24 protein-coding genes are annotated in these 23,296 nt (G+C 44.6%); 5 read left to right on the forward strand and 19 right to left on the reverse strand.

Annotated features, from left to right (window positions below):
• Positions 1-115: 115 nt before the first annotated feature.
• Both cysE and ACTXGE_RS01835 read left to right on the forward strand, forming a co-directional pair.
• A complete protein-coding gene (gene cysE / locus ACTXGE_RS01830) occupies positions 116-1,015 on the forward strand; it encodes a serine O-acetyltransferase (protein ID WP_435950904.1) in 900 nt (299 codons plus the stop codon).
• 55 nt (positions 1,016-1,070) lie between these two features.
• On the forward strand, positions 1,071-1,550 hold the full coding sequence (locus ACTXGE_RS01835) for a PACE efflux transporter (protein WP_435950903.1): 480 nt from the start codon (positions 1,071-1,073) through the stop codon (positions 1,548-1,550).
• A 3-nt stretch (positions 1,551-1,553) separates the two neighbouring features.
• Here the strand turns inward: ACTXGE_RS01835 and ACTXGE_RS01840 are convergent, their stop codons facing one another.
• Entirely contained in the window at positions 1,554-2,093 is a 540-nt protein-coding gene (locus ACTXGE_RS01840; protein ID WP_443541503.1) for a DUF924 family protein, read from the reverse strand.
• A 197-nt stretch (positions 2,094-2,290) separates the two neighbouring features.
• On the opposite strand from ACTXGE_RS01840, the gene ACTXGE_RS01845 reads away from it, so the two are divergent.
• Both ACTXGE_RS01845 and ACTXGE_RS01850 read left to right on the forward strand, forming a co-directional pair.
• Positions 2,291-3,025 (forward strand): glucose 1-dehydrogenase, encoded by a 735-nt coding sequence (locus ACTXGE_RS01845; RefSeq protein WP_443541504.1) that lies wholly within the window; start codon positions 2,291-2,293, stop codon positions 3,023-3,025.
• Between the two features lie 367 nt (positions 3,026-3,392).
• Positions 3,393-4,001: a septal ring lytic transglycosylase RlpA family protein gene (locus ACTXGE_RS01850; RefSeq protein ID WP_317199366.1), complete on the forward strand. Its 609-nt coding sequence runs from the start codon at positions 3,393-3,395 to the stop codon at positions 3,999-4,001.
• A 124-nt stretch (positions 4,002-4,125) separates the two neighbouring features.
• On the opposite strand, the gene radA is transcribed toward ACTXGE_RS01850, so the two are convergent.
• From radA to ACTXGE_RS01935, 17 genes are all read right to left on the reverse strand, one after another.
• On the reverse strand, positions 4,126-5,574 hold the full coding sequence (gene radA, locus ACTXGE_RS01855; protein WP_317199365.1) for a DNA repair protein RadA: 1,449 nt from the start codon (positions 5,572-5,574) through the stop codon (positions 4,126-4,128).
• A gap of 172 nt (positions 5,575-5,746) precedes the next feature.
• Positions 5,747-6,457 carry an LPS export ABC transporter ATP-binding protein gene (gene lptB / locus ACTXGE_RS01860; protein ID WP_317199475.1) on the reverse strand — a complete coding sequence of 237 codons (711 nt, stop codon included), beginning with the start codon at positions 6,455-6,457 and terminating at the stop codon, positions 5,747-5,749.
• 130 nt (positions 6,458-6,587) lie between these two features.
• Positions 6,588-7,076, reverse strand: coding sequence for a lipopolysaccharide transport periplasmic protein LptA (lptA, locus tag ACTXGE_RS01865; RefSeq protein ID WP_317199474.1), 489 nt, complete (start codon positions 7,074-7,076; stop codon positions 6,588-6,590).
• A gap of 147 nt (positions 7,077-7,223) precedes the next feature.
• Entirely contained in the window at positions 7,224-7,805 is a 582-nt protein-coding gene (gene lptC / locus ACTXGE_RS01870; RefSeq protein ID WP_317199364.1) for an LPS export ABC transporter periplasmic protein LptC, read from the reverse strand.
• A complete protein-coding gene (locus ACTXGE_RS01875) occupies positions 7,802-8,362 on the reverse strand; it encodes a KdsC family phosphatase (RefSeq protein WP_317199363.1) in 561 nt (186 codons plus the stop codon). Before ACTXGE_RS01875 ends, lptC begins: the two co-directional genes overlap by 4 nt.
• A 77-nt stretch (positions 8,363-8,439) precedes the next feature.
• Positions 8,440-9,423, reverse strand: a complete 984-nt coding sequence (locus tag ACTXGE_RS01880; RefSeq protein WP_443541506.1) for a KpsF/GutQ family sugar-phosphate isomerase — start codon at positions 9,421-9,423, stop codon at positions 8,440-8,442.
• A gap of 252 nt (positions 9,424-9,675) precedes the next feature.
• A complete protein-coding gene (hfq, locus tag ACTXGE_RS01885; protein WP_443541508.1) occupies positions 9,676-10,200 on the reverse strand; it encodes an RNA chaperone Hfq in 525 nt (174 codons plus the stop codon).
• 299 nt (positions 10,201-10,499) lie between these two features.
• A complete protein-coding gene (gene miaA / locus ACTXGE_RS01890) occupies positions 10,500-11,585 on the reverse strand; it encodes a tRNA (adenosine(37)-N6)-dimethylallyltransferase MiaA (protein WP_317199360.1) in 1,086 nt (361 codons plus the stop codon).
• A gap of 32 nt (positions 11,586-11,617) precedes the next feature.
• On the reverse strand, positions 11,618-13,342 hold the full coding sequence (mutL, locus tag ACTXGE_RS01895; protein WP_443541511.1) for a DNA mismatch repair endonuclease MutL: 1,725 nt from the start codon (positions 13,340-13,342) through the stop codon (positions 11,618-11,620).
• A gap of 73 nt (positions 13,343-13,415) precedes the next feature.
• The gene (gene tsaE, locus ACTXGE_RS01900; protein ID WP_443541513.1) at positions 13,416-13,916 is read right to left on the reverse strand and encodes a tRNA (adenosine(37)-N6)-threonylcarbamoyltransferase complex ATPase subunit type 1 TsaE; all 501 of its coding nucleotides are present in this window, start codon (positions 13,914-13,916) and stop codon (positions 13,416-13,418) included.
• On the reverse strand, positions 13,916-14,548 hold the full coding sequence (locus ACTXGE_RS01905; protein WP_443541515.1) for a 6-pyruvoyl trahydropterin synthase family protein: 633 nt from the start codon (positions 14,546-14,548) through the stop codon (positions 13,916-13,918). Before ACTXGE_RS01905 ends, tsaE begins: the two co-directional genes overlap by 1 nt.
• A gap of 195 nt (positions 14,549-14,743) precedes the next feature.
• Positions 14,744-15,076, reverse strand: coding sequence for a YnfA family protein (locus ACTXGE_RS01910; RefSeq protein WP_317199357.1), 333 nt, complete (start codon positions 15,074-15,076; stop codon positions 14,744-14,746).
• Between the two features lie 6 nt (positions 15,077-15,082).
• Positions 15,083-15,898 (reverse strand): PhzF family phenazine biosynthesis protein, encoded by an 816-nt coding sequence (locus tag ACTXGE_RS01915; protein ID WP_443541517.1) that lies wholly within the window; start codon positions 15,896-15,898, stop codon positions 15,083-15,085.
• 35 nt (positions 15,899-15,933) lie between these two features.
• Positions 15,934-16,395: a methyltransferase family protein gene (locus tag ACTXGE_RS01920; protein ID WP_443541519.1), complete on the reverse strand. Its 462-nt coding sequence runs from the start codon at positions 16,393-16,395 to the stop codon at positions 15,934-15,936.
• A gap of 157 nt (positions 16,396-16,552) precedes the next feature.
• Complete coding sequence (locus tag ACTXGE_RS01925) at positions 16,553-18,229, reverse strand: GMC family oxidoreductase (RefSeq protein ID WP_443541521.1); 1,677 nt, start codon at positions 18,227-18,229, stop codon at positions 16,553-16,555.
• A gap of 189 nt (positions 18,230-18,418) precedes the next feature.
• The gene (locus tag ACTXGE_RS01930) at positions 18,419-19,690 is read right to left on the reverse strand and encodes a saccharopine dehydrogenase family protein (protein ID WP_443541522.1); all 1,272 of its coding nucleotides are present in this window, start codon (positions 19,688-19,690) and stop codon (positions 18,419-18,421) included.
• A 284-nt stretch (positions 19,691-19,974) separates the two neighbouring features.
• Positions 19,975-21,198, reverse strand: coding sequence for a carboxynorspermidine decarboxylase (locus ACTXGE_RS01935; protein ID WP_443541523.1), 1,224 nt, complete (start codon positions 21,196-21,198; stop codon positions 19,975-19,977).
• A 180-nt stretch (positions 21,199-21,378) separates the two neighbouring features.
• Between ACTXGE_RS01935 and ACTXGE_RS01940 the strand changes: the two genes are divergently transcribed.
• Positions 21,379-21,954: a DUF924 family protein gene (locus tag ACTXGE_RS01940; protein WP_435951028.1), complete on the forward strand. Its 576-nt coding sequence runs from the start codon at positions 21,379-21,381 to the stop codon at positions 21,952-21,954.
• A 43-nt stretch (positions 21,955-21,997) separates the two neighbouring features.
• Here the strand turns inward: ACTXGE_RS01940 and ACTXGE_RS01945 are convergent, their stop codons facing one another.
• The gene (locus tag ACTXGE_RS01945; RefSeq protein WP_443541525.1) at positions 21,998-23,245 is read right to left on the reverse strand and encodes a CAP domain-containing protein; all 1,248 of its coding nucleotides are present in this window, start codon (positions 23,243-23,245) and stop codon (positions 21,998-22,000) included.
• Between the last annotated feature and the right edge of the window lie 51 nt (positions 23,246-23,296).

The following is a 23,296-nucleotide window of genomic DNA, read 5'->3' on the forward strand; positions in this document are numbered from 1 at the left end:
TAAAGCTGATGACTAGGTTTTGAATCCCAAAGCTGTTATAACTTTATCATTAGCTTGTGTATTATTTTGCTACTGTTATTGTCGCCATCTATTATTCGATAAAAAAGGATGCCTTATGTCATTCACAACCTTATTTAAATCCTTATCTTGTGTCAAAAAAGAATTAAAAGAAGACATTGAGGCGGTATTCACCCGAGACCCTGCAGCGCGCAATAGCCTAGAGGTGATATTGACCTACCCTGGTATTCACGCGCTTATTTTACATCGTAGCGCTCATTACTTGTGGGAGCGTGACCATAAACTTGCCGCGCGCACCATCTCTTATGGCTCGCGCATTATTACGGGTATTGAGATTCATCCTGCCGCCAAAATCGGCAGACGCTTTTTTATCGATCATGGCGTAGGCGTTGTGATCGGCGAGACCGCTGAGATTGGAGATGATGTTACCTTATATCACGGCGTCACTTTGGGCGGGGTCTCATGGAACGATGGCAAGCGTCATCCGACTTTAGAGGACGGCGTGACGGTCGGCGCGGGCGCTAAAGTATTAGGACCCTTTACCGTTGGCAAAAATGCCAAGATCGGCTCAAATGCTGTAGTTGTCAAACCTGTACCAGAAAACGCGACGATGGTCGGTAACGCGGCACGCATGATCTCTGATTATCATGACGAAAAAGGCAACCCGATTGCGACCAAAGTTAATGATGCTAAGCAACAAGAAAAAGCTGCCAAAGCGGGTACAAAAGAGTCCAATCAAAAACAAAGTACAGCACGTACGACTACTTTTCAAGCCTACGGCATCGATCCCTATTCGCAAGACCCAGTGGCTGAAGCCTTTGCAAAAATGCTCGAACACATTCAGCAGTCTGAGACTCGCCTAGATCAATTGCAAGACGCTATGTGCAAGATAGACCCAAGCTTTTGTAAAAAGGAATACGATAGATTGTGCCTAAAGGATTTGGACGTTATTGGTCAAGATGATATAGATGTCATCGATAATGATAAGCACAAGTAACTTAAGCTGCTCTAGAAGTCACTGACTGCTTAAAAAGATAGTATGATCAATAAGCTTGAGCCATCAGCCTGAGCGTTTGCTGGAGCTTGTCTTGATTACTTTAAGTCCTATTAAGCGCCGAGTACTCTATGTGACATTGTTTGAGATATTTGCGGTCATGCTAACGACCTTTATTCTAGTGGTACTTAGCGGCAGTGATACCCAGCAGTCTCTTATCCTCGCTATTATTATTGCCAGTACTGCTGTCGTTTGGAACTATATTTATAATACGCTGTTTGAGTATTGGGAGCGGCGCAAGCATATTCAAAAACGCACTTTTTTGATTCGTAGTATTCACGCTATCGGCTTTGAGGGCGGTTTGACTGTGGTCTGTTTGCCTCTTTATATGATCTGGTACGGGGTTGGCATTTGGATGGCGTTGACTATGGAGATATCGCTGACCCTTGCCTTTTTGGTTTATACCTTTTTATTTACCCTAGCCTTTGACACTATTTTTGCCCTACCACATCAAACTGCTACTCTCACTGAGCGCTAAATCTCAAAAAGAAGAGTTTGGCTGCTTTAAAAATTCTATTTCCTGCAAAGTTGAGATACGATTTAAGATTTTATTGCGATGCGGGTAGCGATTGAATCTATCGATGATGACTTTGTGTTTTATCTCAGACTCTAGCGTCTGCTGATTGGTATATTCTGCAAATAACGGCTCAGCCTGCTTGTGAATGAGTTTTGATTCGCTATGCATATAGGGCATTAGCACAAACTTTCTAGCGTCTACCTGAGTGAGCTTATCTAATATCCCAGCGGCTACTGCCTCTTGCGCTAAGGCCAGCGCCATCGCATCTTGCGCGAAGGCTTGGGGCGTACCTCGGTAAATATTGCGTGAGAATTGATCTAAAATAATAATTTCGCACAGCCTGCCCTCGATACTACTGCGCCACTCATAAAACTCTGCCGCCAAAGCTTGCTCAAGCACAGCAGAGAAACGTTTAGTCAGCTGCTTATCAAAAGCGACATCCTTTTCAAAAAACTTTTGGCTGCCCACCTTTTTAAAACAAAACTCTAATATCTCCTGATACATTAATGACGCCTTTAATCGATATCACTCTGACTTTAGGTGATCTTAACTTCTATATATCGTTCTTATATTTTTAGACTATTACTGAATAGGAACAAGACCTTTAGGCTTATAAGCCAAAAATTGTTCATAATGGCTTATACTATACCTTATATACAGTTATTACCTCACATACAGTTATTGTAAAATTTGGAGATATCATGGCTCGATTAAATAACAAAGTCGTTATCATTACAGGCGCCGCTCAAGGTATGGGCGAGACTCATGCGCGCTTATTCATTGCTGAGGGCGCTCAGGTAGTGTTGACAGACATCAATGCTGACAAAGGCGAAGCGCTGGTCAAAGAGCTTGGTGATAATGCTTTATTCGTCAAACAAGACGTCACTGACGAGGCGGATTGGCAACAAGTGATAGAGGCTACAATAACTAAGTTTGGTCAAATCGATGTGCTCGTCAACAATGCAGGCATTACCACGCACAAATCGATATTGGATACCTCGGTTGATGACTATCGTAAAATCCTCGAGATCAATCAAGTCTCAGTCTTTTTGGGTATGAAAGCAGTCATCCCAACTATGAAAGCGGCCAAGCAAGGCTCTATCATTAATATCTCCTCAATCAACGGTCTGGTTGGCGGCGCTATTGGCTATACCGATTCCAAATTTGCGGTACGCGGTATGACTAAAGCTGCAGCACTTGAATGCGCGCCCTTTGGCATACGTGTCAATTCTGTGCATCCAGGTGTGATTGCTACGCCTATGATCTTTCAAGGCGATACCAAAGATGCTGTTGAGGCATTTGCTAAGACCATTCCTTTACAGCGCGTCGCTCAGCCGGAGGAAGTCAGTAGTATGGTGCTCTTTTTGGCATCTGATGACTCTAGTTATTCCACTGGTTCAGAATTCATTATTGATGGCGGTTTGACCGCCAAATAGCCTCTGAGTGCAACCATAAATCCCTGTAGTTTGAAGCTTATAAATAACAAGATAGTGTTGAGTAGTTAGATTCATCCGACACTATTTTGCTTATTTCACTTAGCCTGCTGTATTGTTTCTCAAATAATACACTGACTGTTAATTTATACTTACAGGTATTAATGCTTGTTTTTTATAAAACTATGAGTTAACCTCTGTTAATCAGAACCGATACACAAGTTATACAAAGCTACTGATAAAGATAGCATTAAACAATCATTGAGTTATAACTTGTAAGTATAGTCAGCAGCGTTAAAAGATTCTAACAGCGCTCCGCTTAGTACCAAGGATTGGACTAAGCGCTAACGTATAAGTTATAGAGGTATTTATGAATAAGCGTTTATCTGGTTTACTTACCCTGTCAGTTTGTCTGTTTGCAGGCTCAACCTTAGCTATCAATACTAATGCAGCAGAAAGCGCCTACAGTACTTTGTCACAAGACAATAACTCTCATATTGACCGCGTTTTAAGTGAACTTACTCGCCAGCATGATGGTGCTTCAAGTCTTGTCAAATCTGCTCGTCAGCCATCATCTTTAGCTTTAAATAGCTCATTGCTCACTAGTGACACCGCACAAGTGAGCCAAGATGATGACGTTTTAGAGCGCCTAACTGCATCCGCTTCTAACTCATTGAGCAAATTTACTCAAAGTGGCTTAGCTTCTTGGTATGGTCGTAAGTTTCATGGCCGCAAAACTGCTAGTGGTGAGACTTTCGACATGAATGCCTTAACAGCCGCGCATCGCTCACTACCGCTCAACTGCTACGTTAAGGTGACCAATAAGACCAATGGTAAAAGCGTTGTGGTAAAAGTTAATGACCGTGGCCCCTTCCATGGTAATCGTGTTCTAGATTTATCTTATGGTGCTGCCAAAAAGCTTGGTATTACTAGCAAAGGCGTCGGTAATGTCTCTATTGAGCGCGTATCTGGACCCTAAGGTTTAAATACATCATCTAATTGCTAAGTATTGACTAATGGTTAAGTACTGCCCATAAAAAACGCCTCATTAATGAATGAGGCGTTTTTTTGCTTAAGTTTTATGCTTGATTAGAACCATTAACCTAGTCATCTATCTCAAAAGCATTTTGGATAGCGTCATCAAGACGCTCAACGGCAATCACATTGATGCCCTTAAACTGAGGCGAGTTCTTGGCAGGCGCATTGGCTTTTGGCACGATAGCATGCTTAAATCCGTGCTTCATCGCTTCTTTCAAGCGCTCTTGACCATTAGGTACTGGACGTATCTCACCTGATAACCCCACCTCCCCAAATACCGCTAATGAGGATGGCAAAGCACGCTCTTTGATACTAGACGCACAGGCGAGCAGTACTGCTAAATCAGAGCCTGTCTCTATTACCTTGACCCCACCAACGACGTTGACATATACATCTTGCCCGCTAGTATGAATGCCGCCATGTCGATGCATGACCGCAAGCAGCATAGATAAGCGCTGAAAGTCCAAACCTAACGCCATACGCCTTGGCTGCCCTTGTGAGTCATCAACCAGTGCTTGCACCTCCACCAGCAGCGGACGCGTACCCTCACGGCTAACCATAACCACAGAGCCTGCCACAGGCTTATCATAGCGGCTCAAAAATATCGCTGATGGGTTCGCCACTTCCTTAAGCCCCATATCAGTCATACCAAAGATACCCAGCTCATTGACCGCGCCAAAACGATTTTTGACCGCGCGTATCATCCGAAAGCGCGAATCAGACTGACCTTCAAAGTACAGTACCGTATCAACCATATGCTCAAGCACACGTGGCCCTGCCAGCGTACCTTCTTTGGTTACGTGACCGACTAAGAACAGCGCTGTGCCTGTCTGCTTGGCATAACGAGTTAAGATCGCTGCCGACTCGCGGATTTGGCTTACGCCACCTGGTGCTGAATTGATCGCGTCAGTATAAATAGTCTGTATAGAGTCGATGATTGCGATAGCTGGCTGCTCTTGAGTGAGCGCGGCGCATATCGTCTCGACATTGGTCTCAGCGAGCACTCGAAGACGATCTGCGGGTAGCTCTAAGCGTTTGGCACGCATAGCCACCTGCGCCAAGGACTCCTCGCCTGTGACGTATAACGCGCTACCCGCTAATGAGTCAGCACGCGCCATATTGGTCGCTGTCTGAAGCAAGATAGTTGACTTACCGATACCAGGATCACCGCCGATGAGCACCACAGACCCTGCTACTAAGCCACCGCCAAGTACGCGATCAAACTCACTAATACCAGTAGGCAGGCGCGTATCTAGCGTCACACTGACCGCGTTGAGCGGCATCACTGCGCTATGAGTCCCTGAATAGTTGCCGCCAGTGGTCGTGCCATTAGGGGGATGGCGCGGCGCGGCTCGAGGCGCGCTTTTTGCGCTAGCTTTGTTGTGATGCGGCATACTAACATTTGGTGCTTCGACCAGACTGTTCCACTCTGAGCAGTCAGAACACTGACCTGCCCATTTACCAAAATGCGCGCCGCAACCTTGGCAGACATAACTGCTTTTGTTTTTTGCCATAGAGGATAAGCCTTATTTAGCTTACTTTAAGTCGTACATGGTAGCGTACAATTATCAGTCAGCATGAACGGGGAGCTTTAATAAATAGAATCAGACGGCTAAATAAGCGTCTTTATAGAAGATGACTATACGAAGTCGATGGTTATAGGGCTAATGGTTACAAAGGCATCCATTAGACTCTAAAGTCTTTACCTAAATATATCTCTTTAACCAGCTCATTGTTCAATACCTCATCTGAGGTACCCTCAGCGATAATAGCGCCTTCAGAGACAATATAAGCCTTTTCGCAGATAGCAAGCGTGTCACGGACATTATGATCGGTAATTAATACGCCGATACCACGATTTTTGAGTGCTAAAATCACATCTTTGATATCACCGACTGAGATCGGATCAACGCCAGCAAAAGGCTCATCTAATAAGATAAATTTAGGATTAGCCGCCAGTGCTCGAGCAATCTCGCAGCGACGACGTTCACCGCCTGACACGCTCATACCAAGAGAGCTGCGCACCCCTTCTAGATGGAACTCTTTGATCAGTTTTTCAAGCTCTAAGCGCTGCTCGCTGGCACTTAATTCACTGCGCGTTTGCAGAATTGAGAGGATGTTATCTTCGATAGATAATTTGCGAAATATAGACGCCTCTTGCGGCAAATAACCGATACCCGCACGCGCACGCTCATGCATAGCGTATTTGGACAAGTCCATCTTACCTAAAGTCACGCGGCCTTTATCCATGTTGACCAAACCGACCACCATATAAAAGCTGGTGGTCTTGCCCGCGCCATTTGGGCCCAAAAGTCCAACGACCTGTCCTTGCTCTACTGAGAATGAGACGTCTTTTACCACCCAGCGCTTGCCGTAGCGCTTGCCAAGGTTTTGCATCACTAAGCGCGCGTGTGGTGCTAAGCTTGTAGGCGATTGAACTGGCGACTTAATCGATGCGTTGTCGGCAAGTGTATTATTCATATAGTACTCAGACTTAAGGGACATAAGGTTTAGATATCAGCCGACTCTAGCGCACGCCGCGCTGACTGGTGTTATTATTTGGCGGTAGTATCAGCTCAACGCGTTGGCTATTGCCAGCAGTGGCCTCAACATCGCCCGCCTTTAGGCTGTAGCGAATGACATTACCTGCAAAGCTAGCCCCGTTTTGATTGAGCTTAGCATTACCAGTTAAAGTAATAATACCAGTTACCGCGTTGTAATCGATCTTGTTACCTTGGCCTTTTGCCAGACCTTTATCAGCAGTGATCACTTGTTGCATCGTCGCAGGTCGACCTGTAGCCACCGCTGAATTGATACTACGCTGCTCTGATAGATTAACCGTAATATCATCAGCAGTTAGTTTGAGCGTGCCTTGGGTAATAATGACGTTACCTGAGTAGCTAGTGACCCCAGTACGCTCGCTATAAGTGGCCTTATCTGCGAGTAGCTTGATCGGCTGATTGGCATCTGATGGCAAGGCATGACTGTATAAAGGCAGAGCTAAAAGCATAATCATAGGTAAAGCGCGGACGCCATACAAGACTTGTGTTATAGCGATTGAAGACGCGTACAAAGCGTGCTGTTTATTCTTCTTCATAAAAGGGTCTCTGGTTATTGTCGTTGCAAATGCCTTAGTAAAGTGTCAAATCATTGCATTAAGGTTCTAAAACAGCGCTTTATCTTGACGCTCAGACGGGGTAAAAGTTACTGCTACTTGCCCAAACTCATACTCGCCGGTTTCAAGATTAGCAGTCATGCTTGAGGCGCTAAAGCGGTTCATGCCTTGCTCGACCTTGACAGGCTCATTGCTATAGACTTGGCGCGTTTTTGTATTACCTATGAGTGTTTGACCTGTGACCTTGATGGGTTCGATATCAGAGGCGCTTTTTTCTTCGCTCACCAAGCTAAAACCGCCACCTAAACGTAGATCACCGCTTTGCTGATTGATAGCGGCGCTACCTGCTTCAATCAGATAGCGCTGCTCATCAGAGGGCTGCCAATTCATAGTGATCCCAGACATCTCATCTTGATTGGTCTTAGGATTATGGGTCAAAGACTCAGCGCTAAGCTCATACTCTGTTTCGCCCTCATCATTGGTTTGCACCGCTTTAATATCAGTGGCCTCATAATCTACATCGGTCGCTTCAATATTAACAGGCGGCGTAATCTCCCCTTGCTGCTGAAAAAACCAACCGGCAATGCCTGCGATAATAAGGGCTAGGACAATAAGAACACGAGTATTCACGATAAACCATCCTGCGTCTGATCTAATGTATAGTGCGCGATAAAGTCCTGATAATGTCCATGACCTTTTAGAATGAGATCACAGACTTCACGTACCGCGCCAGTACCACCCGCTCGCGTTGTCACCATGTCACTACGATTAATCACCTCTGAGTGAGCATTGGGAACCGTCGCGGCAAAGCCTACCGTTTGCATGGCTTTGATATCTGGCAAATCATCACCCATGTAGGCGCAATCAGCGGTCGTAATATTAAGGGCAGGATCTAACATATCAAGTAGCTCATTTAACGCCACAAGTTTATCATCACGGCCCTGTACGACATATTTAACACCCATCTCTTTTGCCCGTTTGTCTACCATAGGGCTACTACGGCCTGTGATAATGGCTGTTAGTATGCCATAGCGTGATAGCGATTTGACTCCAACGCCATCTTGTACCGAAAATGCTTTAGTCTCAATACCATTAGCGTCATAGATAATTTGTCCATTAGACAAAATACCATCTACGTCCATTATGAGGAGTTTAACTTGGCCTGCTTTTTTTGTTAGATCTTGCATAATCTGTCTCTCATAGTTCAATGAATCTTATAGCTCAATAAGTCTTGTAGCTCAATAAGTATTGAAAAAATACTTCTTTATTTGACCCCAGCTTGCAACAAATCATGAACCGTTATAATGGCTTGCAAATGATCATCATCGTCCATGACTAACAGCTGACTAATACCCTTCTCATTCATAACGCTAAGAGCGTCTGAGGCGCGCATAGTTTTGCTAACCTGGCGTGGATTTGTCGTCATCACCTCGTGTATAGGTACGGATAAATCAAGACCCCGCTCAAGCACGCGGCGCAAATCGCCATCGGTGAATATACCGACGACCTTTTGCTCATCATCAGTCACTACTGTCATACCCAAGCGTCCGTGAGTCATCGTAAATAGCGCTTCACGTAGCACTGATTGCTGATTGACGAGTGGCAATTGATCAATTGAGGTATGCATCAAATCCTCTACTCGCGTTAGCAATTGGCGACCCAGCGCACCTGCAGGATGTGATAAGGCAAAGTCCTCTGAGGTAAAGTTGCGCGCATGAACCAAAGCCACTGCTAGGGCATCACCGAGCGCCAAAGTGGCAGTCGTGCTCGAAGTAGGTGCTAAATTGAGCGGACAAGCTTCTTGTGACTTACCAAGGGTCAGAATGATATCAGCGGCACATGGCAACATACCTCTATGGTCGCGGCTAATACTAATGAGCGGAATGCCCAAACGCTTGACCACAGGTAATAGCATCTTAATCTCATCTGACTCGCCAGAGTTTGAGATGGCAAGAAGCACATCGCCTTGCACTAGCATACCTAGATCGCCATGACCGGCCTCACCTGGATGCATAAAGAACGCAGGCGTACCTGTCGAGGCAAAGGTCGCCGCTATCTTACGGCCAATCAGACCCGACTTACCCATGCCCGTTACTACCACGCGGCCTTGACAGGCCAAGATCACGTCGCAGGCCTGTGCAAATCGCGTATCTATTTGTTCTGCCAACAAAGTCAGCGCTGATTTTTCAGTATTAATCGCCTCAATAGCAGCGTTGATAAATTGCGCGTGCGTGGTATTGTTAGTCATATATTCGCTCAATGCCTGTCAAATTTTATAAGTCACTGTTTTTGTAAGTTACTATTTTTATAAGTCACTATCTCTAAAAGGACTTTTTTAAAAGAGTTATCTATCTTACTATATTCTACTCATATGTAGTAAATCATCGTTAGCAATACTTTTATAAACAGCTAACTGGCCGTACAAAACCTTATTAAGTCCTACCTTGATGCAAAAAGACCTACTTAGTAGCAGGTCTTTGAGAAGTTATTATGATATCAATTAGCTATCGCTAGCGTCATCGTTTTTATCATCACTACTGGTATCTTGAGGTGAATTTTCAAAACCACGATCTTGACCAAAGCCTCCTCGCTCAAAACCGCGATCTTGACCCTGACCGAAGTTACCACGCTCAAAGCCGCGATCTTGACCTTGGCTAAAGCCGCTACGATTTGAGGCAAAACCGCGATCTTCAAAACCGCCACTAGGATTAGCAGCGCCAGTATTACTGGTACTACGCTCAAAGCCACTACTTGCACCGCCACCTTGGTATCCAGTACTTGAGGCGCCACTTGTGGTGGTTCCTGTAGTCGTTGTCCCTCTAGGGTTACGCGCAGGTACGACTGTTGAGATAGCGTGTTTGTACACCATTTGACTGACAGTATTCTTTAGCAGTACAACATATTGATCAAATGATTCTATTTGGCCTTGTAATTTAATACCATTTACCAAAAAAATTGACACAGGAATGCGGTCTTTACGTAGTGAGTTCAAAAACGGATCTTGTAAGGTTTGTCCTTTTGACATGAGGTCTCTCCTAGATAATATAATTATTTTTAATAGTCGTTATCGGTTTTAATACTATGAGTTCTAATACTACAATTTTTAGATTTAGTACTACGAATATTTATTAAATGTATCTACGCAAGCTTAAACGATTACTTTTATGACAGTAAACAATCCTGTTAACTACTTGTTTATTATAGTCTTTTTACGCAGTGTTGATTACTACTCCTAAATTATAACAGCTATCTATTTTAGATTTTGCAACTTATTGTGATTGATTCCTTTATGTATGGTTAACCGTTTGATATCGCATGCATTGTTTATGATAAGAGATACTCTCTTGCCTGCGTCATAGTCGCGAAGGTCTGGTTTTGAATAAGACTATCTGGCTTATCTAGAGCGCTAGCAGTAGATAATTGCGTAAGTTTACGCAGCCAAGTGTATTGACGTTTTGCCAACTGACGAGTGGCATACAGAGATTTGTCTTGCATCTGCTTGTAGGCAAACGCTTGTTGAGTTGAAGCGTTGTCAGTCTGCGCCGCAAAAGTTTTATAGAATAACTCAAGGTCTAAATGCGGCAGCTTGAATACAGGGTGTTTGATGTGTACCAGATACTCAAGCACTTGCCGATAGCCCACGCAGCGCATCGATGGCATATCAGGCGTCAACGTATAACGCTCTAATAGGTCGATAACCTCATCAACCAGTCCCTCATTCCACATGACATCTAAGCGCTGAGCGATACGCTGATGCAGCCAAGGACGATCTGGCAGGACAGATAAGGCATGCCAGTTCTGCTGCTCGTTGTGCGCTAATGCTAGTTTAGGTTTGCGTTGCCACTCACTAAGCGGGATATGGGTCTGCTCGTAGATCTCAATTGCTCGCGTAATACGCTGAGTGTCATTGGGTTTTAGGCGCTGATGACTAACGGGGTCTATTTTAGCCAAATACTCATATAACACTTTTATGCCTGCATCTTGTCGCCACTTTTCGACCTGTGCACGTGTCACATCGCTGCTATCGGGTATATCAGAGAGCCCTTCTAGCAGCGCCATGTAATACATCATCGTGCCGCCTACTAACACAGGGATTTTGCCATGTTGATGGCAGCGAGCGATGAGTTGCGCCACGTCATCTACAAACTCGGCGACACTATAGCTTTGCGTCGGATCGATAATATTCACTAAGTGATGCGGATAATGGGTGAGCTCCTCATTAGTAGGTTTTGCGGTGCCGATGTTCATATCACGGTATATAAGCGCTGAATCAACCGAAATTAGCTCAAAACGCTTGGTATCATACAGCTCATACGCTAATGCGGTTTTGCCGCTCGCAGTCGGCGCCATTAAGCAGATGACGCTATTATCATTAAGCTTAGACGATGAACTAGAAAAGGACGATGACATGGACAACCTTGTGATTAAAAATACTATTAATGCTATTGGAGCGACGTTGTAGGAGCTGCTAATAATAGCGTAAGCAGATGTGAGGTGTTGATGGCCCTGATGGCAAAAGACTTAAGTATATAATCAATATCTACGACAAATGCGTGCAGATCTGGCGCTGACATCTGCTTAGCAACTTGGTTTAGATGCTGATTGATGGTGTCTGCTGTACTGATAGAATCTGAACGGGTAAACCAGTTTGAATCAAATAGAGCATTGATATGCGTATACCAGTCTTGCTCGCTAATGAGTAGCAACTGACCTTGATGAAACAAGAGCAGCCAAGGCAATGTCTTGTCGTCGTTATCTTCAAACTGCCAATTATCCTTTGCATCATGAATGACCTCCAAACACAGTGGCAAACTCATACGTTTATCTAAATGTACTGCCAGATCAATACTCTGATTATCAACACTTAATGATGTATCACTATCGTCATCATAAATATTCGTTTTTGCTAATGGATAATCATGATCTATAACAGGATTATTATTGATAGTAGGCGATGCGCTATATTGATCTGTAGGTGCTTGTACCAAATAAGCGGACTGTGAAAATGGTTTAGTATCAGCTGAGTTGTTCATTGTAGACAGATTAGCTGCTAGAGCATTAGGTGGTGGCAATCGGCTCAATGTCGTTTGAACCACATGACCTAAATGCGCGAGTATATTGTTCAAAGGACTAATCTTAATCCGCTGCTTGGTCGGATGCACATTGAGATTTAGCCACTCACAAGGCAGCTCAAAATACAGCGCATAGTGAATACTATCGGACCCTGCACTTGACGCAATTTGCTTGAGCTGATTACTAATCAGCGAGTCTTTGATCAAACGCCCATTGACATATAGCAGCTTAGGCAGACCTGCCGTCTTATCTTGATTGGGCCAAATCCAGCCACTGATTTTTGCCTCGCTGAGCCTTTTGTCATCTGCTATGTGCTCAGATTTGGTCCTCGATTGGGACACCAGATTGTTCAAATCGACTAGTATCTCTAGCGCTTGATCCTTAAGCGATATGCCTAGAGCTTGCTCCAATCTTGGCAGCGGCAGTAGATTACCAATAGTGTACTCAATACCGCTATCGATAGTACTAGCACCTAAATGTAAGCGCTTTTTTTGATCGTGATAAAGCGTCAGTGTTATATCGGCGCAGGCGATAGCCACCTCGCGGACGATAGTTTCAATATGCATAAATTCAGTAGCTAGCGACTTTATATTACTGCGCCGCGCAGGAACATTAAAGTAGAGGTCTTTGACGGTGATCGTCGTACCGCGCTGATGCACCACTGGCATAAGTTTGGGCGTATCAGCTAATACGCCTGCTACCTGCAATTGCCGACCGATACCACTGTCATCATGACTACTGCTCAATGTGAGCCGTGACACCGCAGCCGTTGCCGCCAGCGCTTCACCGCGAAACCCAAGCGTGCTGATACCATGCAAATTGGCAATATCAGCCACTTTGCTCGTCGCATGACGCGTAACTGCCATGATCATATCATCAGGATGAATGCCACTACCGTTATCGATGACCTCTATCATGCCCATACCGCCTTGAGTGATACACACCTCAATATGAGTAGCACCCGCATCGACAGCGTTCTCAAGTAACTCCTTAACCACAGCGGCTGGGCGCGTGACGACCTCACCTGCTGCTAGTTGGTTAATGAGCAGTGGTGATAGCTTTTTGATACGTGTGCTTAAGCGATTATCTGACATAGTAAAAGCTTTAGAGATCCATTTTAAACTTTGGGAACTAATTGAAAAGATTAAGAGCTAGATAGGATACAGGTTAAAGGCCAATGGCTGATAGCTCTAGCCCTTGCGCCTGCCCTGCTTTAGATAAGCGCAGCGCAGCCTTTCGGCTGTCTTGATTGGTATCACTTTGAGTCATATCTATAAACAAAACGGGCGGCGGCAAATAGCTATCAGCGCGGCTCGCCCATTCAATGATAACCAAAGCATTTGGCTCATCGAGATACTCATCAAAACCGATAAAGGAGAGCTCCTCAGGGTCTTGCAAACGATAAAGGTCGGCATGATAGACTGGGTGAATAAAGCCGTCCGCTTGCTCGATTTGATACGGCTCAACCAAAGTATAAGTGGGACTTTTAACCGCGCCATCATGGCCAAGTGCTTGCAGCCAATAGCGCGTCAATGTCGTCTTGCCCGCGCCCAAATCACCTGATAACCAGACGCTGCCCGTGAGCGGTAGCGTCGCTAATTGCTCAGCCAAACGCTGAGTGTCGTCCTCAGAATGTAAAGTCAAAGTTGCTGTATGAATATCACTCATCAATGGCTGCCTGTCTCTTTACTATCCACTTGAACTCTGGTATCCACTTGCATCAATACCGTAGGATTGATAAAGCGCTCGCCTTTTATGAGCTTGGCATAAAGCTTGGGATCATGCCATTCGCTTTGCACTTGTTCACTAAATTCAAAGTCCTCAAGTCGTAGCTCACCCATCTGCGCGTTGGCGACATCATCGGCAAAGCACTGCGCGTAACCTGTCGCCGTCTCGTGCGCAATGACGGAATAAACGCTCACATCTGCCTCGCCGTTTTGCATTTGCGTCTGCGCTAGGATTGATTGCGCCCAAAAGAATATGACCCGCGAGAACTGCTCAGCTGATGGTGACACGGGCAAACTAATCCAGCGTGCACTAAATTTTTTGCATGCCTCGATATACTCAGGATCGTCTTGATTCCAAAAACAAATGGCATGATCAAAGCTGTCAATAATATCTTTGATAGATGATTTTAATAGGCCAAAATCATAGACCATCTGGCCTTGATCAAGACGCTGGGCCTCAAGTATGAGCTCAATCTGATAACTGTGCCCATGGATGGAGTGCTTGCAGCGCTCAGAGCTACAGTTACGCACGATATGAGCATTTTCAAATTTAAAAAGTTTACGAATACGCATAGATATCAACCAAATAAGAAACGTTATCCTGTCAGCCAAGATAACGAAAAGAGGGTGCCAAATTTAGTATCTATTATAGCAAATTGCTCTGCATCCGTAAGTAAGCGCTTATTAACAAGGTCTAGGTAGCATAAAAACAAACACTGATGTCGAAGTTTTGCCACCTTTAACATAATGATTCGATAAATAAACCTTTTAACTGCTTCGTGGCGCAAACATAATGATCGCCATTCCTAATAGTGCAATCGCAGACCCTAATACATCCCATGTGGTGGGTCTGATACCGTTCACAGTCCATAACCATAAAATCGCCATAACCACATACACTCCGCCGTAAGCTGCGTAAACTCTACCTACCGCAGTCGGATGTAGAGTCAATAGCCAGACAAAGGCCGCCAAACTCAGCACACCAGGAATAAGCAGCCAAACACTCTTACCCTCTCGTAGCCAAAGATAAGGTAGGTAGCAACCCACAATTTCAGCCAATGCGGTCAGCGCAAAAAGACCAAGCGTCTTTAATTCAGTCAAACCCCATTACTCCTTAATCGTAATAAATCCCGTCAAGTACTGAACGGCGTTGCCTGAAATCAAAACTCTATCGCTTGCAACCTCACAATATACTACCCCGCCCCGCTTTGATGCTTGATAAGCAACCAATTCGTTTTTACCCAAACGATCTGCCCACAATGGCGCCAGTCCTGTATGAATTGAACCTGTCACTGGGTCTTCATCACCGCCATTGGCAGGCCAATAATATCTAGAGATAAAATCGAAATCTTTAAACTGCTTTGACTGAGTCTGACAAGTCACGACCACATCCAAAGGCGCTAGCTGCTTTAATTTATCGTTATCACGAACCACATTTAGAACATCAGATTCAAAATGATAAACGACAAAATAAGCTTGAGCGTTTTTATAGACCTCAGCAGGCGCGATGGACAACCCTGCCAGTAAACTCTCAGGAATATCCTCACATTCAATAGGTTTGGTATTGGTAAAATTCATCTGTATTTTACCGTTGTCAGTTTGTATCACGGTCATCATACCGATAGCTTTTGCTGATAAACGAATGGTTTTTAAAATAGGATATTTATTAAACAATATAAAAGCCGACGCCAAAGTCGCGTGACCACAAAAGGCAATCTCAGTCAGCGGTGAAAACCAACGAATGTGATAAGTATCCGCTGTGCTACCCGCCACTAAAAACGCAGTCTCAGATAAATTGTTCTCAGTAGCAATGGACTGCATCTGCTCGTCCGCCAGCCAATTCTCCGTGACTATTACAGCCGCTGAGTTACCCTTGAATAGCTCATCGGTAAAAGCATCTACTACGTTGATCTCAAGTTGCATACTAGTCTCACTCCTACATTTGTTATCAAATAGCATTAAATCCAGCGCCGAACTTTGGCTCTATAACTCTGATACGCTGTGCCAAATAACCGTGTCATCGCGCGCTCCTCAGGCTCAATCTGAAAGCGTGTCATGTAGATCACAAAGACAGGCAGGATTATAAACGCCAAATAATGGGATAAATAAAATGCCCAGCCTAACAAGACTAGAGTCAATCCGACATACATAGGATTACGCGTGTATCGATAAATGCCGCTAGTCACCAAACTAGATGCCTTTTCGAGCGCTTGCGGGTTGGGCGTGGTCTGCGCTTTTTTGAATTGAGCAACTCCTAAAACGCCTAATCCTAACCCTATAGCGCCTAAACCAACTGCTATCATGGTTGAGCCTTCAATTGAGAACTGTAAATTTGGCGCAACTTTAGAGACGCCATACATAGCAGCGGCTGAGACAACAACTTGTACTACAGGTGGTACTTTAAGCTCTAAAAAGCGCATGACAAGTCTACCTCCAATGTAAAACCATAGTTATAGTTTGAGTGCTAAACGTTTTATATAAATCATGCTGTCTTAAATATATCGTTACCAAAACATAAAAGCTTCTTAGCCCTAAAGCACCAAGAAGCTTTGTATAAATCAAAACATTACGGGAATACTATACCGCCGCTACGTGCTCAGCTTTAGCATAATTGTTAATCTCGGTCGGTACGGTTCCACTACTAATGCGCTCAGATTTCATTTGATCCGCTATCTTTTCAGCGATAGCGATGGTTGGCGCATTAGTGTTGGCACTGATCAGGGTCGGCATAATAGAGGCATCAATCACGCGCAAGCTCTCTATCCCTCTGACCTTGAGATCAGTGTCGACGACGGATAGCTCATCTGCACCCATACGGCAAGTCCCTACAGGATGATAGATAGTATCAGATCTGTTTTGAATGTAGCCAAGCAGCCCATCTTTTTCCAGATAGGGCGCGGCGTAATCTTCGGTGATAAACTTGGCAAGGGGGGCCTCCTCCATAATCTCACGCGTACGTTTGGCCCCTGCCATCATGAATTCAACATCTTTTTCATGTGACAAATAGTTGGGGTCTATAAGGGGTGCGACACTAGCATCGGTTGAGGCCAATTTAACCGTACCGCGACTCTCAGGGCGTAAATAACAGCTATGGACAGAGATACCATAACCCCATTTGACCTCACGGCCGTGATTAATGACGCGCGAGATGACAAAGTGCAACTGCGTATCTGGCCAATCAGTTGGTGTCGCATCTGTTGCATTAAAGAACGCGCCCGCTTCTGCGTAGTTGGTGGTCAGTATGCCAGTACCTTTTTTTCTCCACTCCCCAATCGCTGACATCATCATAGGCACCGTTCCAAAGCCAATACCGATGACATCTTTGGTATTTACCTTGTAATCAAAGACCACATCTAAGTGATCTTGTAAGTTCTCACCGACATTTGGCGAATCATGTACCACCTCGATACCGAGCTCTTCTAGATGATCTTTTGGACCGATACCTGATAGCATGAGTATCTGCGGTGAACCAAATGCACCAGCTGATAAAATAACTTCAGATCGGGCGGTGGCGGTATAATGTTCACCATGCTTATCATAAGCCACGCCTATCGCTCGCTTATTTTCAGTCAAGATACTAGTGACGCGCGCACCCGTCATAATCGTCAGGTTTTCTCTATCTTCAAAAGGATGGATGTACGCGGCGGCCGCTGAGCAGCGCTGGCCTTGTTTTTCTCCATGAAAATGGGTGACTTGATAAAGACCTGCCCCATCTTGTTTGGTGCCATTAAAGTCGTTGTTGGCGTCTAATCCATTGGCAATACAGGCATCAACAAAAGAGGTCGATATTGGACGAGGACTCACCAGCTCTGACACGTGGAGTGGTCCACTATCGCCATGATGCTCACTACCGCCATGTACATTGTTCTCAGCTTTTTTAAAGTATGGCAGCATATCATCGTAGCCCCACCCTGCGCAGCCATCCTGCTCCCAGCGATCATAATCTTTGGCGCTACCACGCGTGTAGACCATAGCGTTGATAGCAGAAGATCCGCCCAAGCATTGTCCACGTGGCTGGTAGCCGGTGCGATTGTTCAAGTGCGTTTGCGGCACGGTATCAAAGCACCAGTTGTTAATCTTGGTCGGTTTGTCACGCATCATAACGATGACGCCAGCTGGCACGCGTACTGCCAAGTCTTTGCCGTCGCCGCCGAACTCGAGCAGACAAACAGTGATATTAGGGTCTTCTGATAAACGGCTTGCCATAACGCAGCCTGCTGAGCCGCCACCGATAATTATGTAGTCAAATTCCATGAGTTAAGTGCTCCTTGCTTATGAGTAGCAGGTGTCAAACAACACCATACTGTCGCTTAACTATAGCAGAATTTATTATCAGTAGATTATGAGTAGGAAAATTTAACAAAAAATATAGAACATAAGAAAAGCCCATCTAACTCTCTTGTTGAGAAATTAGACGGGCTTTTTCTAAATGCCTAAAACGTATTAAATATCGAATTCTAACGCTCTATCGCCTTCGCTATCTTGAATGCGTGTTGGCAAACCTATCTTGTTGAGCAGATTAATAAAGGGCTTGGCATCCAGCTCTTCGACGTTGACCATTTTGCCCGCGTCCCACTCGCCTGTGGCGATTAACATAGCAGCCGCGACAGGAGGCACGCCTGCGGTATAAGAGATCCCTTGGCTACCGACCTCATTATAGGCGTCTTTATGATCGGAGATATTATAGATAAATACTTCGCTATCAACGCCATTAATCTTGCCTCTAACTTTATCACCAATACAGGTTTTGCCCGTATAGTTTGGCGCCAGCGAGCTTGGATCTGGTAGTACCGCTTTGACCACTTTTAATGGAATGACTTCTTGCCCTTCGGCAGTCATTACCGGCTGCTCGGACAACAGACCTAAGCTTTGTAAGACGGTAAACACATTGATATAGTGCTCACCAAAGCCCATCCAAAAGCGTATATTGGGCACATCTAAATTGGCTGACAATGAGTGAATTTCATCATGACCACTCAAGTAGCTGTTTTGCATGCCAACGACTGGCAAATCGTCAGTACGTTTGACCTCAAACATTTTATTCGACTGCCACTGGCTATCTTGCCAAGAGTAGACGGTTCCCGTGAACTCACGAAAATTAATCTCAGGATCGAAGTTAGTGGCAAAATACTTACCATGATCGCCAGCGTTTATGTCAATGATATCGATATCAGTGACTGAGCCTGCATCCATCATGTCATAGCCCAGACGCGCATAAGCGTTGACCATACCAGGATCAAAGCCTGCGCCCAAAATCGCCGTGACATTGTTGTCCGCACAGCGCTGACGACGCTGCCACTCATAGTTGTCATACCATGGCGGCGTCTCGCAAATTTTGCGCGGATCCTCATGAATGGCGGTATCGATGTAGGCTGTACCCGTCTCGATACAAGCTTCTAATACGGTCATATTGATAAATGCCGAGCCGACGTTAATTAAGATTTGAATACCGGTATCGTTGATAAGATCGATGACAGCTTGAGTATCCATAGCATCGACTTCATGCGTATGCAAGACAGCAGCTTGCTTAAAGCTGCCTTTGTCTTTTACGCTCTGAGCGATGGCATCACATTTATCCTTGGTGCGAGAGGCAATATGAATCTCGCCGAGCACGTCATTGTGCATCGCACATTTATGGGCGACTACTTGCGCGACGCCGCCTGCACCGATGATAAGTACGTCTTTTTTGCTGGGTTTGGTTTGGTTTGTGTTCAATGAACAATCCTCCTTTGTGTCCCTGTCGATACCAGTGATATGGCTATGCAAAACAGCAACGAGTGAATGATGTGCGTGAATGAAAAAGGAAGACCGAGGAAAACCCACGCACCCGTCGGGCAAACATCGTTTTTAGTCGATAGCTATTTGCCCGTGGCGATTATAACAATTTTTATTCTGTTAATAGTAAAAATAATGTATAAAAATACAGTAACAAAAACTACAGATAGTTATCTCTAAACCTTTGTTTTTTAGCGTTTAAGCAGATTGAGCAACGCAGTTATTTAAGACAAGCTATCCTTGTAATCTTGGTAATCAAACTTGCGCTGAATATAGATACTGCCATCAAGGCGACGAATGACAATCGCTGGCATGCCCACGCCATTGAACCAGTTTTTCTTCACCATCGTATAGCCTGCGGCATTACCAAACGCGATGGTATCACCTACCTGTAACTGGTTAGGTAGTGCATACTCGCCAAAGATATCACCTGCCAAACATGAGCGACCGTAGATAATCGTATCATCATCTGCCTGCTCTTTATTCACAGGAACTATATCAACGACACTCTCATTAATAGTAGCGATAGACGCTGACTCTTGATAAATCAGTAAATCTAGCATATGCGCTTCAATAGAAGCATCGACGACAGCTAAGTTCTTTTCATTGTGCATAGTATCTAATACTGTGGTGACTAATGAGCCTGCGCCATGAATACTTGCCTCACCCGGCTCAAGATAGACTTGTACGCCGTATTTTTCACTAAAGCCTTTTAATCTATCAGCGAGTTTTTCTAGTGGATAATCAGGGGCGATAAAATGAATGCCGCCGCCTAAGCTGACCCAGTCAAGCTGCGCCAACACGTCACCAAATCTATCTTCAATATCAGCCAAACTTTCGCTAAAGGCTGCAAAGCTGTCGTTCTCGCAGTTGTTATGGATCATAACACCTGTGATATCACCAAGCACCGCGGCAATCTTATCTTTGTCATGCTCACCCAGACGGCTAAAGGGACGCGCTGGATCAGCAATGATAAAAGATGAATTGCTAGTCTTTGGGTTCAAGCGTAGTCCTACTGGAATATTCTGTGCACAAGCCTTATCTTTAAAGCTATTAAGCTGTGAGATAGAATTAAAGATAATCTTATCGGCATAGCTTAGTACTTCGTCAATCTCGCCTGCGCTATAGGCCACGCTATAGGCATGGGTTTCTTTTTTGTCTTTGCTACTACCTTCATTACTATTGTCAGCATTATCACCAAAAGTTTCATAGCCTAACCGCACCTCGTTGAGTGATGATGAGGTTGTACCATGCAAGTAAGGCTGCATAACATCAAATACGCCCCAAGTCGCAAAGCATTTAAGCGCGAGCAATGCTTTCGCGCCTGATAATTCACATAGCCGAGCAATAATCTGCATGTTGGCAACGATTGCCGCTTCGTCAAGCAGATAATAAGGGGTTGGCGGTAGTGCGGAGTTAGGAGTTTTTACGGCGTTTTTAGAATTCATAAGAGGTTACCTAATAGCTGCTGTTGGCATCATGACAGATATAAATATTTGCGCTATAGTAGACTAAATCCATCATAATTAGAATATCTTATGTCGCTATCTACTGATTATTCCAACGCCTCAAACCAAGCTCATTCATCACAGCTCGATCCCAAGAATATCGACTTGACGCATCTCAATATTGACGCCCGCGCAGTATTGGATTTTTGGTTTGATAAGGACAACGAGGCCTGCTGGTTTGAACAAAATGACAATTTTGATCAGCAGATAGCGGACAAATTTGGTGATATTTGGCAAGCTGCTAAACAAGGTGAATGCGTAAGCTGGCGTATTGCAGACGCGACTGCTGATAGCAATAGCTCAATCACAGCGCTGGCAGGACGTTTGGCTGAGATTATTGTGCTTGATCAGTTCTCGCGCAATCTATGCCGCGACGAGGCTTGCGCCTTTGCTCAAGATGGTATGGCGTTAGTCCTTGCGCAAGAAGCCATCGAGCAGCCGCATTTTAATAGTTTGCCTATGGAGTGGCGCAGATTTACGATTATGCCCTTTATGCATTCAGAATCGGCTATGATTCATGAGCGTTACTTGCCTCTGTTTAAGCAGTTAAACGATGCAAATACTTTAGACTTTGAGCATCGTCATAAAGACATTATTGATCAGTTTGGCCGTTATCCGCATCGCAATGAAGTGCTGGGTCGCACATCTACTGACAAAGAAGAGGAGTTTTTAAAGCAGCCAGGATCTTCGTTTTAGATGATCAATACAACGACAGATAAATCGCCTATTTCACTTTATATTACGAGTAGTTCACAGCGCCTGTTCTAAAGGTAAACGACTGACTCTGTATACGATTATCACTCTGTACAATATCAAAGCGGACTCGGTACTCACTATTACCATGTAGTCCGCAGTTCTTGCTCTTTCTCGTCATGCCCCTGCAGCTACTTAGCGCATCAGTAATAGGCAATATAAAAGCCTCGTTCGCTGGCAGTGCAAACTCTGTATCTTTATACGGATCGTTCTGATAACTAAGGATGTGCGTGGGCACATTTATATCTCGCTCAATATCATAAAACTCAACATTGATGATTTGAATTTGCTTAGCGTTTGGCACATTGATATATATGGGCTGGCCTATTGGATCAGTACTCAAATTACGGCCCGTATGCTTTACAGGATCGGGCGTTTCGTTATAGAGTCCTGTTACCGTTTCAGTGACACCTTGACAGGGATAAGTAAAAACGCCAGAGAATGCTGCTCTTGATGTAGCCCTTGTCGCCGCTGCATTGGTGACTAGCATATAGCCTTGATTATTGTCTTTATCCATGTCAAAAGGTTTGTAGCCGACTACTGCTGTACCGACGAGTTTTGATTGCGGCGTCATCAATGAGCGCAAATGATAAGGCGCTGCCATTAATGACTTTGCCATCGAAGTCGTAGCAATGCTAGGAGAGATGAGTCTGCCTGCTGAATGATAATATCTTGTCTGGGCGATGTTCTCTGTGATGCCATAATTTATATTAGGATAGTTTGCATTAAACATTCGGTTCTGGACATCGAGTCCACTAAAGTACGGATTATTTGTACTCGTTACCGAATCGATATCCTTAATAGCTATTTGGTAATGCGGATTGAACCTAGTCACCGCCGCATTCTCAAAGGCATATTTAATGTAGTTGGCGTGCTGTAGTGCAATTTTGGTCAGCTCAGTATCTAGCGATAAGGTATCTAACCCGCAATGACGTCTTGCTGAGTTAAACTCGTTATTGGCCATCAAGGCGACATCATCATCGTTTTCATTTTCTAGACCTGCTGCACTGTCATCAATACGATTATCTACTGCTCTATCATTACTAGTCACATCAATCGGCGTCTTATTCCCTATGCCATTCTCAGTATCCGCTCGTAGATTAGTCACTAATGCATCAAAGTCTTTGATATAAATATCGCTTAAGTAGGTTCTATCTATACCATCATGAGCGGGTAGCAACAGGAGTAAAATAACCAGTATTCCTGAGTAATTGCTTGACGATTTAGCGCTCATTAACTGCCCTATATGATTTGATTATCTGATAACGGTCAAATTCGACCTTGA

Source organism: Psychrobacter sp. T6-4, from assembly GCF_052258425.1.
Classification (GTDB): Bacteria; Pseudomonadota; Gammaproteobacteria; order Pseudomonadales; family Moraxellaceae; genus Psychrobacter.

Coding starts and splice junctions, on each gene's coding strand:
- radA (WP_317199365.1), bottom strand. CDS start 5,574: ATGGCAAAAAACAAAAGCAGTTATGTCTGCCAAGGTTGCGGCGCGCAT.
- ACTXGE_RS01915 (WP_443541517.1), bottom strand. CDS start 15,898: ATGCAACTTGAGATCAACGTAGTAGATGCTTTTACCGATGAGCTATTC.
- ACTXGE_RS01905 (WP_443541515.1), bottom strand. CDS start 14,548: ATGCGTATTCGTAAACTTTTTAAATTTGAAAATGCTCATATCGTGCGT.
- mutL (WP_443541511.1), bottom strand. CDS start 13,342: ATGTCAGATAATCGCTTAAGCACACGTATCAAAAAGCTATCACCACTG.
- tsaE (WP_443541513.1), bottom strand. CDS start 13,916: ATGAGTGATATTCATACAGCAACTTTGACTTTACATTCTGAGGACGAC.
- ACTXGE_RS01945 (WP_443541525.1), bottom strand. CDS start 23,245: ATGAGCGCTAAATCGTCAAGCAATTACTCAGGAATACTGGTTATTTTA.
- lptB (WP_317199475.1), bottom strand. CDS start 6,457: ATGCAAAACCTTGGCAAGCGCTACGGCAAGCGCTGGGTGGTAAAAGAC.
- ACTXGE_RS01880 (WP_443541506.1), bottom strand. CDS start 9,423: ATGACTAACAATACCACGCACGCGCAATTTATCAACGCTGCTATTGAG.
- ACTXGE_RS01935 (WP_443541523.1), bottom strand. CDS start 21,198: ATGAATTCTAAAAACGCCGTAAAAACTCCTAACTCCGCACTACCGCCA.
- hfq (WP_443541508.1), bottom strand. CDS start 10,200: ATGTCAAAAGGACAAACCTTACAAGATCCGTTTTTGAACTCACTACGT.
- ACTXGE_RS01920 (WP_443541519.1), bottom strand. CDS start 16,395: ATGCGCTTTTTAGAGCTTAAAGTACCACCTGTAGTACAAGTTGTTGTC.
- ACTXGE_RS01875 (WP_317199363.1), bottom strand. CDS start 8,362: ATGCAAGATCTAACAAAAAAAGCAGGCCAAGTTAAACTCCTCATAATG.
- lptA (WP_317199474.1), bottom strand. CDS start 7,076: ATGATTATGCTTTTAGCTCTGCCTTTATACAGTCATGCCTTGCCATCA.
- ACTXGE_RS01850 (WP_317199366.1), top strand. CDS start 3,393: ATGAATAAGCGTTTATCTGGTTTACTTACCCTGTCAGTTTGTCTGTTT.
- miaA (WP_317199360.1), bottom strand. CDS start 11,585: ATGTCATCGTCCTTTTCTAGTTCATCGTCTAAGCTTAATGATAATAGC.
- ACTXGE_RS01925 (WP_443541521.1), bottom strand. CDS start 18,229: ATGGAATTTGACTACATAATTATCGGTGGCGGCTCAGCAGGCTGCGTT.
- cysE (WP_435950904.1), top strand. CDS start 116: ATGTCATTCACAACCTTATTTAAATCCTTATCTTGTGTCAAAAAAGAA.
- ACTXGE_RS01840 (WP_443541503.1), bottom strand. CDS start 2,093: ATGTATCAGGAGATATTAGAGTTTTGTTTTAAAAAGGTGGGCAGCCAA.
- ACTXGE_RS01845 (WP_443541504.1), top strand. CDS start 2,291: ATGGCTCGATTAAATAACAAAGTCGTTATCATTACAGGCGCCGCTCAA.